The 12,234-nt window shown below is 54.3% G+C and carries 9 protein-coding genes, 1 tRNA gene, 1 other RNA gene and 1 pseudogene; 4 read left to right on the forward strand and 8 right to left on the reverse strand.

The window, feature by feature from the left end:
• Positions 1–119: 119 nt before the first annotated feature.
• Genes bcsE through bcsG form a run of 3 tightly spaced genes read left to right on the forward strand, consistent with a single transcriptional unit; the run spans position 120 to position 3,543 of the window.
• The gene (bcsE, locus tag AOY24_RS09040; RefSeq protein ID WP_042998549.1) at positions 120–1,679 is read left to right on the forward strand and encodes a cellulose biosynthesis c-di-GMP-binding protein BcsE; all 1,560 of its coding nucleotides are present in this window, start codon (positions 120–122) and stop codon (positions 1,677–1,679) included.
• Positions 1,676–1,867, forward strand: coding sequence for a cellulose biosynthesis protein BcsF (bcsF, locus tag AOY24_RS09045; protein WP_042998550.1), 192 nt, complete (start codon positions 1,676–1,678; stop codon positions 1,865–1,867). Before bcsE ends, bcsF begins: the two co-directional genes overlap by 4 nt.
• Positions 1,864–3,543 (forward strand): cellulose biosynthesis protein BcsG, encoded by a 1,680-nt coding sequence (bcsG, locus tag AOY24_RS09050; RefSeq protein WP_044253740.1) that lies wholly within the window; start codon positions 1,864–1,866, stop codon positions 3,541–3,543. The genes bcsF and bcsG overlap by 4 nt, the downstream gene beginning before the upstream one ends.
• Before the next feature lie 81 nt (positions 3,544–3,624).
• On the opposite strand, the pseudogene AOY24_RS24845 reads toward bcsG, so the two are convergent.
• A pseudogene (locus AOY24_RS24845) lies at positions 3,625–3,693 on the reverse strand (type I toxin-antitoxin system toxin Ldr family protein); the annotation flags it as partial.
• Positions 3,694–4,195: 502 nt separating this feature from the next.
• On the opposite strand from AOY24_RS24845, the gene AOY24_RS09055 reads away from it, so the two are divergent.
• Positions 4,196–5,494 (forward strand): amino acid permease, encoded by a 1,299-nt coding sequence (locus tag AOY24_RS09055; RefSeq protein ID WP_054176510.1) that lies wholly within the window; start codon positions 4,196–4,198, stop codon positions 5,492–5,494.
• 65 nt (positions 5,495–5,559) lie between these two features.
• On the opposite strand, the gene dppF is transcribed toward AOY24_RS09055, so the two are convergent.
• The 7 genes from dppF to AOY24_RS09085 form a co-directional block, all read right to left on the reverse strand.
• Positions 5,560–6,573 carry a dipeptide ABC transporter ATP-binding subunit DppF gene (dppF, locus tag AOY24_RS09060; RefSeq protein ID WP_042998553.1) on the reverse strand — a complete coding sequence of 338 codons (1,014 nt, stop codon included), beginning with the start codon at positions 6,571–6,573 and terminating at the stop codon, positions 5,560–5,562.
• Complete coding sequence (gene dppD / locus AOY24_RS09065; RefSeq protein ID WP_054176511.1) at positions 6,570–7,553, reverse strand: dipeptide ABC transporter ATP-binding protein; 984 nt, start codon at positions 7,551–7,553, stop codon at positions 6,570–6,572. The genes dppF and dppD overlap by 4 nt, the downstream gene beginning before the upstream one ends.
• A 10-nt stretch (positions 7,554–7,563) precedes the next feature.
• The gene (gene dppC / locus AOY24_RS09070) at positions 7,564–8,466 is read right to left on the reverse strand and encodes a dipeptide ABC transporter permease DppC (RefSeq protein WP_042998555.1); all 903 of its coding nucleotides are present in this window, start codon (positions 8,464–8,466) and stop codon (positions 7,564–7,566) included.
• A 9-nt stretch (positions 8,467–8,475) separates the two neighbouring features.
• Positions 8,476–9,495 carry a dipeptide ABC transporter permease DppB gene (gene dppB, locus AOY24_RS09075; RefSeq protein ID WP_042998556.1) on the reverse strand — a complete coding sequence of 340 codons (1,020 nt, stop codon included), beginning with the start codon at positions 9,493–9,495 and terminating at the stop codon, positions 8,476–8,478.
• Between the two features lie 160 nt (positions 9,496–9,655).
• Positions 9,656–11,263, reverse strand: a complete 1,608-nt coding sequence (dppA, locus tag AOY24_RS09080) for a dipeptide ABC transporter periplasmic-binding protein DppA (RefSeq protein WP_044253744.1) — start codon at positions 11,261–11,263, stop codon at positions 9,656–9,658.
• 708 nt (positions 11,264–11,971) lie between these two features.
• A non-coding RNA gene (locus tag AOY24_RS23730) (RtT sRNA) lies at positions 11,972–12,104 on the reverse strand.
• A 32-nt stretch (positions 12,105–12,136) separates the two neighbouring features.
• Positions 12,137–12,213 (reverse strand) — tRNA-Pro (locus AOY24_RS09085).
• Positions 12,214–12,234 lie beyond the last annotated feature (21 nt).

The following is a 12,234-nucleotide window of genomic DNA, read 5'->3' on the forward strand; positions in this document are numbered from 1 at the left end:
TTGCTCGCCAAATCGATTCACATGCTAAATCTGATACGTTTTAATTTCAATGTTAGGTTTATTTCTGAGCTTTCGCTAGTAAACTGATAAACAGATAAAATAGCGACCCGAGGAACGCTGTGGACCCTGTATTTTCAATTGGCATCTCATCATTATGGGATGAACTACGCCATATGCCAGCCGGCGGAGTCTGGTGGGTTAACACCGATCGCGTTGAAGACGCTATCAGCCTGGCGAATCAAACGATTGCCTTTCAGACCGGGACGGCAAAAGTCGCGGGCATTTCCATGGGCAGCGATCCCGGGAAGATATTCAAATTAGATGAATCTCACGGTCCGGAAAAAATTCAGTTATTTTCCATGCCAAATTCGGAAAAGGGTCTACAATTTATGACCCGCGATTTGCTGTGTTCCGTGGACCCGACGCATTACTTATTCATTCTTATTTGCGCAAATAACGGCTGGCAAAATATACCAGCTGAACGTTTGCGTCTGTGGCTGGATAAAATGAATAAATGGACGCGTCTCCATCACTGTTCTGTAGTGGTGCTTAACCCCGGCAATAATAACGATAAACAATTCTCTCTTTTAATGGGGGAATATCGCTCGCTTTATGGCCTCGCCAGTATGCGCTATCAGGGCGATCAGCATTTGTTTGATATTGCCTTCTGGTGTAATGAAAAAGGGGTTAGCGCTCGTCAGCAACTCACCGTCCGCCATCATGAAGGGCAGTGGGAACTGGTGCAAAAAGAAGAGGCTGAAATCCAGCCCCGTAGCGATGAAAAGCAGATCCTGAGTAATGTCGCCGTGCTGGAAGGGGCGCCGCCACTCTCCGAGCACTGGAAATTATTCGATAATAATGAAGCTTTATTCAATGAGGCGCGTACCGCACAGGCGGCAACGTTGATCTTTTCGCTTCAGCAAAACAGCCAGATTGAGCCCCTGGCACGGAGCATCCATACTCTGCGTCGCCAACGCGGAAGCGCGCTGAAAATCCTTGTGCGGGAAAACATCGCCAGCCTGCGCGCCACCGACGAACGCCTGCTATTAGGCTGCGGTGCCAATATGGTGATTCCGTGGAACGCGCCACTCTCGCGCTGTCTGACGCTGATTGAAAGCGTTCAGGGTCAGCAATTTAGTCGCTACGTGCCGGAAGATATCACGACGCTGTTGTCGATGACCCAGCCGATGAAACTGCGCGGTTTCCAGAAATGGGACGTGTTCTGTGAAGCGGTAAATAACATGATGAGCAACACCCTGCTGCCTGCCGACGGGAAAGGGGTGATGGTGGCGCTGCGGCCCGTTCCGGGTATCCGCGTTGAACAAGCCTTAACGATGTGTCGCCCGCACCGTACCGGCGATATCGTCACTATTGGCGGCAACCGCCTGGTGCTGTTCTTGTCGTTTTGCCGCGTGAACGATCTCGATACCGCGCTCAATCATATCTTCCCACTCCCGACCGGCGATCTCTTCTCTAACCGCATGGTCTGGTTTGAAGATAATCTCATCAGCGCTGAGCTGGTGCAGATGCGCTTACTGGCGCCAGAACAGTGGGGACAACCGCTGCCGCTGACCCAGAACGTGAAACCCGTCATCAATGCCGAGCATGACGGCAAGACGTGGCGGCGTATTCCGCAACCGCTACGCTTACTGGACGATGAAACGGAGCACTCATCATGATGACTATCAGCGATATCCTGCAAATCATCGTTGTTTGTGCACTGATTTTCTTCCCGCTGGGGTATCTGGCGCGCCATTCACTACGCCGGATCAGCAATACGACCCGGCTGTTATTTGCAAAACCTCGTTATGTTAAACCGGCCGGAACATTGCGCCGCGCGGTGATTTCCAGGGCAACGAAAAAATGACTCAACAAACACAAAACGCATCACTGCCTTCACCACTCTGGCAATACTGGCGCGGTCTTTCTGGCTGGAACTTCTATTTTCTGGTCAAGTTCGGCCTGCTCTGGGCGGGCTATCTGAATTTTCACCCGCTGCTGAATCTGGTCTTTATGGCCTTCCTGCTGATGCCGATTCCGCGTTACAGCCTGCATCGCATGCGTCACTGGGTCGCCATTCCGATCGGTTTTGCTCTGTTCTGGCACGACACCTGGCTGCCAGGCCCGGAAAGTATTATGAGCCAGGGCTCGCAGGTGGCAGGCTTTAGCACGGACTATTTACTCGATCTTGCCACGCGCTTTATCAACTGGCAGATGATTGGCGCCATGTTTGTCCTGTTGGTCGCGTGGCTGTTTTTATCACAATGGATTCGGGTTACCGCTTTCGTGGTGGCGATTCTGGTCTGGCTTAACGTCCTGACGCTGGCGGGTCCGAGTTTCTCTTTGTGGCCGGCGGGTCAACCGACGACCACGGTGACCACCACGGGCGGTACGGCAGCAGAAACGGTCGCGACCGCTGGAGGAGCACCGGTCGTTGGTGATATCCCGGCACAAACCGCACCGCCGACCTCGGCGAATCTCAACGCATGGTTGAATACGTTCTACAATGCGGAAGCGAAGCGCAAAACGCCTTTCCCATCAGCACTCCCTGCCGATGCGCAGCCGTTTGAACTGTTAGTCATCAATATCTGCTCACTCTCCTGGTCCGATATTGAAGCCGCAGGGCTGATGTCGCACCCGCTTTGGTCGCACTTCGATATCCAGTTTAAACACTTCAATTCCGCCACGTCGTACAGTGGCCCGGCGGCGATTCGCCTGCTACGTGCCAGCTGCGGACAGCCCTCGCACACGAACCTGTATCAACCGGCAGGTAATGAATGCTATCTGTTTGATAACCTGTCAAAACTGGGCTTTACGCAGCACCTGATGATGGGCCATAACGGCGAATTCGGCGGCTTCCTGAAAGAGGTTCGTGAAAATGGCGGCATGCAGGCTGAACTGATGGATCAGAAAGGCTTACCTGCGCCGCTGCTGGGCTTTGATGGTTCCCCGGTGTATGACGACACCGCCGTGCTACAGCGCTGGATGGAAACCACGGAAAAAGATAAGGACTCCCGTAGCGCCACTTTCTACAACACCCTGCCGCTCCACGACGGTAACCACTATCCTGGCGTCAGTAAAACGGCGGACTACAAAGCGCGCGCACAGAAATTCTTTGATGAACTGGATGCGTTCTTCACCGAGCTGGAGAAATCGGGTCGTAAGGTAATGGTGGTTGTCGTACCGGAACACGGCGGCGCGCTGAAAGGCGACAGAATGCAGGTCTCTGGCCTGCGTGATATTCCGAGCCCCTCGATCACCAACGTCCCGGCTGGCGTGAAATTCTTCGGCATGAAAGCGCCGCATCAGGGTGCGCCGATCGTCATTAATCAGCCAAGTAGCTATCTGGCCATTTCTGATCTGGTGGTACGCGTGCTTGACGGTAAGATCTTCTCCGAAGACAGCGTGGACTGGGCAAAACTCACCAGCAACCTGCCACAAACGGCTGTGGTCTCGGAAAACGCCAACGCGGTGGTTATCCAGTATCAGGACAAACCGTACGTCCGTCTGAACGGCGGCGACTGGGTGCCATATCCGCAATAACGAAAAAGGCCGCAAGGATCGCCCTTGCGGCCTGGTTCGGGCGCATGTTGCCACTGCGGCAGGCAGACGCCCATCAGCGCATTACTTCCTGCTACGTAGCCAGTTCACAACCATACCCGCAATGATACCGGCAATGGCTGGAGCCGCTATACCCTAAATAATTCGAGTTGCAGGAAGGCGGCAAGGGAGTGAATCCCCAGGAGCTTTCTCTGGTAAGTGACTGGGGTTAGCGAGCGCAGCTAACGCACCTGCAACTTGAAGTATGACGGGTATAAATCATGCCAGAAAGCCATGCCTGGCTGAGTCAACGCCATATCGCCGCCTGTGTTGCAATGGCAACCGTTCGCGGCTATCGTTGAGGTGCAAGGTAAGCCCCCGTTTAGTTGCCAGGTTTATACCAGACAACGTGCGGGGGTTTTCTCTTTCCAGCAACTCACGCCGCCAGGGATCAAGCCCCCGCAACGCTGCGCCTCACCGGGAAACACCGGCTTACCGCCGATTCTACGATAACCCGCCATGCCCGACATCCAACATGCTTTCGCTTTGCGCGACGCCTCGCAATCAGCCAACTGGCAGAGACCTACACTCTTCTGTAGAATTGCGTCCCCTCGCGGTCATCAAGCCGTGACGGCTCTTTTTGGCAGGGGACTCCATGCAGCACGACACATCACCACTTTCCGATCACTGCGTATCCGGCAAACCGGCGTCGCAGAGTTTACCGTTTACCCGCTACGATTTTGGCTGGGTGTTGCTGTGCATCGGCATGGCGATTGGCGCAGGAACGGTATTAATGCCGGTGCAGATTGGGTTAAAAGGCATCTGGGTCTTTATTACCGCCTCTTTGATTGCCTATCCGGCCACCTGGATCGTGCAGGATATCTACCTGAAAACGCTCTCCGAGAGCGAAACCTGTAACGACTATACCGATGTCATCAGCCATTACCTGGGGAAAAACTGGGGCGTCTTCCTTGGCGTGATCTACTTCCTGATGATTATCCACGGCATATTTATTTACTCGCTTTCCGTGGTGTTCGACAGCGCGTCGTACATTCGCACCTTCGGTCTGACTGACGCCGACCTTTCGCAGTCATTGATCTACAAGGTGGCAATTTTTGCGGCGCTGGTGGCGATCGCCTCCGGCGGCGAGAAGTTGCTTTTTAAAATCTCCGGCCCAATGGTGGTAGTGAAAGTCGGTATCATCGTGGTGTTTGGACTGGCGATGATCCCACACTGGAACCTGAGCAATATCACCGCTTTCCCGCAAGCTTCGGTGTTCTTTCGCGACGTGTTGCTCACCATTCCGTTCTGCTTCTTTTCGGCAGTCTTCATTCAGGTTCTTAATCCGATGAATATTGCCTATCGCAAACGTGAAGCGGACAGACTCCTGGCAACCCGTATGGCGATTCGCACGCACCGTATCAGCTATATCACGCTCATTGCGGTGATCCTGTTTTTCTCCTTCTCGTTTACCTTCTCCATCACCCACGAGGAGGCGGTCTCCGCCTTTGAGCAAAACATTTCGGCGCTGGCGTTAGCCGCACAGGTTATTCCAGGCCCGATTATCCACATCACCTCGACGGTGCTGAATATCTTTGCGGTGCTGACGGCGTTCTTTGGGATCTACCTGGGGTTCCACGAGGCGATGAAGGGCATCATTTTGAATGTACTGGGGCGCATCGTTAACGTCGGAAATATTCCTCCGCGCATCATTACGCTGGGTATTTGCGCGTTTATTGTCACCACGCTGGTGATTTGGGTTTCGTTCCGCGTCTCCGTGCTGGTGTTCTTCCAGCTCGGCAGCCCGCTGTACGGGATCGTCTCCTGCCTGATTCCGTTCTTCCTGATTTATAAAGTCAGCCAGTTGGAAAAACTGCGCGGCCTGAAAAGCTGGCTGATTTTGCTGTACGGCGTTTTGCTCTGTTTGTCGCCGCTACTGAAGCTGATCGAGTAAATGCCTTACCTGGCCTACAAATCACCGTAGGCCAGGTAAAGCGAAGCCGCCATCAGGCACTTTTGTCAGATCGCTGTCTTCTGCGGGTTCTCATCCTGGTCAACCGCAAAACAGGCGACCAGTTGACCGTCGTAGTCTTTCAACTGCGGCTGCAACTGGGTGCAGGGGCCGAAGCGACGACGGCAGCGGGCGTTGAAGGCGCAACCCGGCGGCGGATTCAGCGGGCTGGGCAGCTCGCCGGTCAGTTTGATGCGCTCGCGGCGTTCGTCCGGATTCAGACGCGGCGTGGCAGAGAGCAGTGCCTGGGTATACGGGTGACGCGGATTATTGAAGATCTGATCCTTCGTCCCCTTCTCCACACAACGGCCTAAGTACATCACCATCACTTCATCCGCAATGTGTTCGACGACCGACAGGTCGTGGGAGATAAAGACGTAGGACAGCCCCAGTTCCTGCTGCAAATCCATCATCAGGTTCAGCACCTGCGCACGGACAGAAACATCGAGCGCAGAGACCGGTTCATCGGCAATCACCACATCCGGATCGAGCATCAGCCCACGGGCAATGGCGATACGCTGGCGCTGACCGCCGGAGAACATGTGCGGATAGCGATCGTAATGCTCGGTTTTCAGCCCCACTTTCGCCATCATCGCCAGCGCTTTTTCACGGCGCTGCTCTTTGCTCAGCGAAGTGTTGATCAGCAGTGGCTCTTCCAGAATCTGACCCACTTTCTTACGCGGATTCAGTGAACCATACGGGTTCTGGAACACAATCTGGATTTTCTGCCGACGCAGTTTCTGCGCATGCGGATCGTGCTTAAGCAGATCCTGTCCCTGGTAATACAGTTCACCGCCGGTCGGCGTTTCAATCATCGTCAGCAGACGGCCAAGCGTGGATTTCCCGCAGCCGGATTCGCCCACTACCGCCAGCGTTTTGCCGCGTTCAAGGGTAAAAGAGACCCCATCGAGCGCTTTCACCAGACGTTCAGGAGAGAAAATTCCCTTCTTCACCGGGTAGTGTTTTTTCAGGTCGATCGCCTGCAACAGCGGTTGTTGCGAGGTGGCCTCATGCGTACTCATAGTGTGGGCCTCCCGGCATCATCGAGTGGGTAATGACATTTCGACTGACGACCGCCATCCAGCAGGGCCAGTTCAGGTTCTTCACTGCGGCATTTGTCCGTTGCATAGGGGCAACGCGGGTTCAGCAGACAGCCCAACGGGCGGTCATATTTCCCCGGCACCACGCCAGACAGTGAGGCCAGTCGCGCTTTATCCTGAGCAAACTCCGGCAACGCGCGCAGCAACGCCTGGGTGTAAGGATGACGCGGCGCGCGGAAAATATCATGCGCCGCCCCCGTTTCCACCACCTGACCGGCGTACATGACAATGATTTTGTGCGCGGCTTCCGCCACCAGCGCCAGGTCATGAGTGATGAGCACCAACGCCATGTTCTCTTTCTGCTGCAGTTCCAGCAGCAGCTCGATGATTTGCGCCTGGATGGTCACGTCCAGCGCCGTCGTCGGTTCATCGGCAATCAACAGCTTCGGTCGACAGGCAATTGCCATCGCGATCATCACGCGCTGGCTCATCCCACCGGAAAGCTGATGCGGATACACGTCCAGACGCGAGGCCGGATCGGGGATCCCCACCTGGTTCAGCAGGTCAATCGCCCGCTGACGACGGGTTTGCTTGTTACCACCCTGATGCACCTTGATCGCTTCCATAATCTGGAAACCGACGGTGTAGCACGGATTCAGGCTGGTCATCGGGTCCTGGAAAATCATCGCCACTTCGGCGCCAACCAGATTACGGCGCTCTTTCTCAGAAATACGCTTCAGGTCCTGGCCGTTGAACAGCAGATTTTCCGCCATCACGCGGCCTGGATAATCAATCAGCCCCATAATCGCCAGCGAACTGACCGATTTTCCTGAGCCTGACTCACCGACAATACCAACCACTTCGCCCTGATTCACACTGTAGCTGATGCGGTCTACGGCGCGAAATTCGGAACCAACATCGCCGAAATGCACCGATAATTTATCTACATTTAATAACGCCATCTCGAACCTCTTACTGCTTCAGTTTGGGATCGAGCGCGTCACGCAGACCGTCACCCATCAGGTTAAATGCCAGCACCGTCAGCAGGATCGCCAGACCCGGGAAGGTCACGACCCACCAGGCGCTTTGTGCGAACTGCAACACATCAGCGAGCATGGTGCCCCACTCCGGTGTTGGCGGTTGCGCACCCATGCCCAGGAAGCCAAGCGCGGCCATATCGAGAATGGCGTTAGAGAAACCGAGCGACGCCTGAACGATCAGCGGCGCAAGGCAGTTCGGGAAGATGTTGATGAACATCTGGCGCATCGCGCCGGCCCCCGCCACGCGGGAAGCGGTCACGTAGTCGCGGTTGACCTCCACCAGCACAGCGGCGCGCGTCAGTCGCACATAGTGAGGCAGCGCCACGAACGTCAGTGCCAGCGCGGCGTTACCAATCGAGGGACCGAAGACCGCCACCAGCACCAGCGCGAGCAGCAGGCTCGGCAGCGCCAGCATGATATCGACGATACGCATAATGATGTTATCAACGATGCCGCCGAAATACCCGGCCACAAGGCCCAGCACGACGCCCATCACCAGCGACAGCACCACCACCAGACAGCCCACCAGCAACGACAGACGCGCGCCATACATCAGGCGCGACAGGATATCGCGGCCCACGTCGTCAGTTCCCAGCAGATGCGCCAGCGTGCCGCCTTCCTGCCAGGCCGGCGGTGCCAGCAGGGTATCGCGGAACTGGTCAGCCGGGTTATACGGCGCCAGGAAGTTGGCGAATACCGCAATCAGGATCATGATCGCGACGTACACCAGCCCCACCACAGCGCCCTTGTTGCGTTTAAAATAGTGCCAGAACTCCTGCATCGGCGTCATCGGCACCGGCGCAGCAATAACTTTATTTTCAGTAACCTGTGACATGATGGCCCCTTACTTCTTATGACGAATACGCGGGTTCACCACGCCGTACAGCAGGTCGACCAGCAGGTTGACGAGAATAATCATCGTCGCCACCAGTAACACCCCACCCTGCACAACCGGATAATCGCGACGTTGCAGCGCATCAATCAGCCAGCGCCCAAGGCCAGGCCACGAGAAAATGGTTTCGGTCAGAATGGCGCCCGCCAGCAGCGTTCCCACCTGTAGACCAATCACGGTCACCACCGGCAGCATGGCGTTACGCAATGCGTGAATTATGATGACGCGCATACGCGTCAACCCTTTGGCACGCGCGGTACGGATGTAATCTTCGCCCAGCACTTCCAGCATCGATGAACGAGTCATTCGCACAATCACTGCCAGAGGGATGGTGCCAAGCACCATCGCGGGCAGGATCATATGCACCACAGCATCAATGAAGTTGCCCTCTTCACCCCAGATTGCGGTGTCGATCAGCATAAAACCGGTCAACGGGTTCGAGTCATCAAGGAACACCATGTCGCTCACGCGCCCGGAGACGGGGGTCAGGTTGAGTTGCACGGAAACCAGCATGATCAGCATCATGCCCCACCAGAAGATCGGCATGGAATAACCGGTCAGCGCCAGGCCAACAGCAGTATGATCGAAAATGGAACCGCGCTTAACGGCGGCCAGCACGCCCACGGGAATCCCCACGGCGGTAGCGAAAATCATGGCGCAGACACCCAGTTCCAGCGTCGCTTTAAAGCGAGGCACGAACTCGTCCCACACCGGTAAACGGCTTTTCAGCGAGATACCTAAATCACCATGCATAACCCCCCAGATGTAATGGAGGTACTGCTGCCACATCGGCTTATCGAGACCGAGTTCAGCCAACAGTTGAGCATGACGCTCAGGGGAGATACCACGCTCACCTGCCATGATCATTACCGGATCGCCGGGGATCATATGGACAAAAGCAAAGGTGAGAAGAGTGATACCGATAAACGTGGGGATGACGAGTCCCAAACGTCGGAGAATGAACTGCAACATAACCCGGATTCTCTCTAATGACGCACGGCCTGGAACCGTGAGTCTGTATTGCTCACAAATCTTATCCCCTCCTCAATGAGAAGGGGATAAAGCATTACTGCCGGGTGGCGCTACACGTACCGACTTAACGGTGTGTAGCGCTTACCTGGCGTTGCTTTTATTATTCGATAGAGACGTTTTCGAAGTGGTGTTTACCTAATGGATCAACCACATAGCCTTTGACTTCTTTACGCACTGGCTCGTACACGGTGGAGTGAGCCACGATCAGCGCCGGAGCCTGATCGTGCATCACGACCTGAGCCTGTTTGTAGAGTTCAATACGCTTGTTGTGGTCGTCGGTCGCACGCGCCGGTTGAATCAGATCTTCAAACGGCTTGTAGCACCAGCGAGAGTAGTTGGAACCGTCTTTCGCCGCCGCGCAGCTGAACAGGGTCGCGAAGAAGTTATCCGGATCCCCATTGTCGCCGGTCCAGCCCATCATTACCGCCTGATGCTCACCCGCTTTGGCGCGTTTCAGATACTCGCCCCACTCGTAGGTCACAATCTTGGCCTGAACGCCAATCTTCGCCCAGTCGGCCTGAACCATCTCAGCCATACGGCGAGCGTTCGGGTTGTACGGACGCTGTACTGGCATTGCCCACAGCTCAACGGTAAAGCCTTTATCCTGACCGGCTTCTTTCAGCAGGGCTTTCGCTTTCTCAGGATCGTAGGTGTAGTCTTTAACGTCGTCGTTATAGCCCCACATGGTTGGCGGGATCAGGTTCTTCGCCGCAACGCCTGCACCCTGATAAACGGCTTTGATGATCGCGTCTTTGTTCACTGCGTAGGTCAGCGCCTGACGCACTTTGACGTCATCAAACGGTTTCTTCTCGGTATTGAAAGAGAGATAGCCGACGTTCAGACCCGCCTGCTCCAGCAGGTTGATGTTTTTATCCTGCTTCATGCGCGCGATGTCAGCCGGGTTCGGGTATGGCATCACCTGGCATTCGTTCTTCTGCAGTTTGGCGTAACGCACGGACGCGTCAGGCGTGATGGAGAAGACCAGACGATCGATCTGCGGCTTAGTGCCCCAGTAACCTTCGAACGCTTTGTAGAGAATACGAGAGTCTTTCTGGTACTGCTGCAGCTGGAACGGACCGGTACCGATTGGGTTCAGGTCCACTTTTTCCGGCGAGCCAGCTTTCATCATATTGTCGGCATATTCTTTAGAAAGAATAGAGGCAAAGTCCATCGCCAGGTCAGCGAGGAACGGCGCTTCAGGACGCGTCAGCACGAACTGAACGGTGTTATCGTCCACTTTCTTCACTTCACTGATCAGGTCTTGCAGGCCCATGCCTTCAAAGTATTCATAGCTGCCGCCAGAGACTTTGTGGTACGGGTTCTGTGCGTTTTTCTGACGATCGAAAGAGAACACCACGTCATCGGCGTTGAAATCACGCGTCGGTTTGAACTCTTTATTGTCCTGCCACTTCACGCCCTGACGCAGGTGGAAGGTGTAGGTTTTACCGTCTTCACTGATTTCCCACTTTTCAGCGAGGCCCGGAATAACTTCCGTGGTGCCGGTTTTGAATTCAACCAGACGGTTATAGATAGGTACTGAGCTGGCGTCATAGGTTGTGCCAGAGGTAAACAGCTGCGGGTTGAACCCTTCAGGTGAACCTTCTGAACAATAAACCAGAGTTTTAGCTTGTACACTTGCTGCGACAGTCATAGCCACAAGGCTCAGACCAAGCTTCAGCATCCCTGACTTCTTCAAGGAAATACTCATTCTTCTGCTCCAAATGTGATGTTGTTGTTTTACCCTTTGCAGTGGGTTTGCACCGCCTGGCCTTTTTTGTTTTTTAACCGGCTGGGTCGGCGTTAAGAGGTGGGGATTCCGTTCACATAAACGACTGAGTAGCAGCGCGGATTCTCCATGAAATGCCCCTCATGCCCTACAATCTGTCAACAGAATGTGAAAACGTCAATACAGGTATCCATGATTTACAACAACGGTGAGAATTCGCAAACAAAGATTAAAAAAACTTCAGGCGGGTATTTTCAGCAGAGAAATTTATGCTACGCCCAGAACACCAGAATAAACACCTTAATATTTCGCAACATTTGGTGATTAACAATCGTGCAGAATATGAAAAATTTCTGACGAAATGCTGCATATCTGAGCGATAAATCCCACGAACGTTAAAACGCACAGCGGAAAATGCTAGCGCCAGCCATAAGTAACGCAAAAAAAGATTCATGCATAGATAAAAAAAGACAATGGAATATGTCACAAAACCGTTAACAAATAGTGAGAAGTGATGCGCACTTTTTTGTTGATGTTCCGCAAGAATGGATATTTACCTGATGATGCGATTTCGTAGGCGGGATAAAGCGAATGCCGCCATCCGGCAGTGTGCACCGAATGCCTGATGGCGCTTCGCTTATCAGGCCTACAAAAGCAAAAAACCCTGCTCGTTGAGCAGGGTTTTGAATTTGGTCGGTGATAGAGGATAACTCGCCACGTCGTGGCTCGCCCTGCGGGCCGTTGCTGTCGCAACGTTCTCTCGCTCCGCTCGAGTCGAACCTCTTCCCCCGGAGGTTCTCATCCTCTCAGGCGCTGAATGCAAAAAACCCTGCTCGTTGAGCAGGGTTTTGAATTTGGTCGGTGATAGAGGATTCGAACCTCCGACCCCTTCGTCCCGAACGAAGTGCGCTACCAGGCTGCGCCAATCACCGAATGCGGGGCGCATCTTACTG

It is taken from the genome of Citrobacter sp. CtB7.12 (genome assembly GCF_001297795.1).
GTDB classification, from domain to species: Bacteria; Pseudomonadota; Gammaproteobacteria; order Enterobacterales; family Enterobacteriaceae; genus Citrobacter_A; species Citrobacter_A amalonaticus.

Excerpts from the sequence above, each read along its gene's own strand:
- dppD (WP_054176511.1), bottom strand. The coding sequence starts at position 7,553 with ATGGCGTTATTAAATGTAGATAAATTATCGGTGCATTTCGGCGATGTT.
- dppF (WP_042998553.1), bottom strand. The coding sequence starts at position 6,573 with ATGAGTACGCATGAGGCCACCTCGCAACAACCGCTGTTGCAGGCGATC.
- dppB (WP_042998556.1), bottom strand. The coding sequence starts at position 9,495 with ATGTTGCAGTTCATTCTCCGACGTTTGGGACTCGTCATCCCCACGTTT.
- AOY24_RS09055 (WP_054176510.1), top strand. The coding sequence starts at position 4,196 with ATGCAGCACGACACATCACCACTTTCCGATCACTGCGTATCCGGCAAA.
- bcsF (WP_042998550.1), top strand. The coding sequence starts at position 1,676 with ATGATGACTATCAGCGATATCCTGCAAATCATCGTTGTTTGTGCACTG.
- dppC (WP_042998555.1), bottom strand. The coding sequence starts at position 8,466 with ATGTCACAGGTTACTGAAAATAAAGTTATTGCTGCGCCGGTGCCGATG.
- dppA (WP_044253744.1), bottom strand. The coding sequence starts at position 11,263 with ATGAGTATTTCCTTGAAGAAGTCAGGGATGCTGAAGCTTGGTCTGAGC.
- bcsG (WP_044253740.1), top strand. The coding sequence starts at position 1,864 with ATGACTCAACAAACACAAAACGCATCACTGCCTTCACCACTCTGGCAA.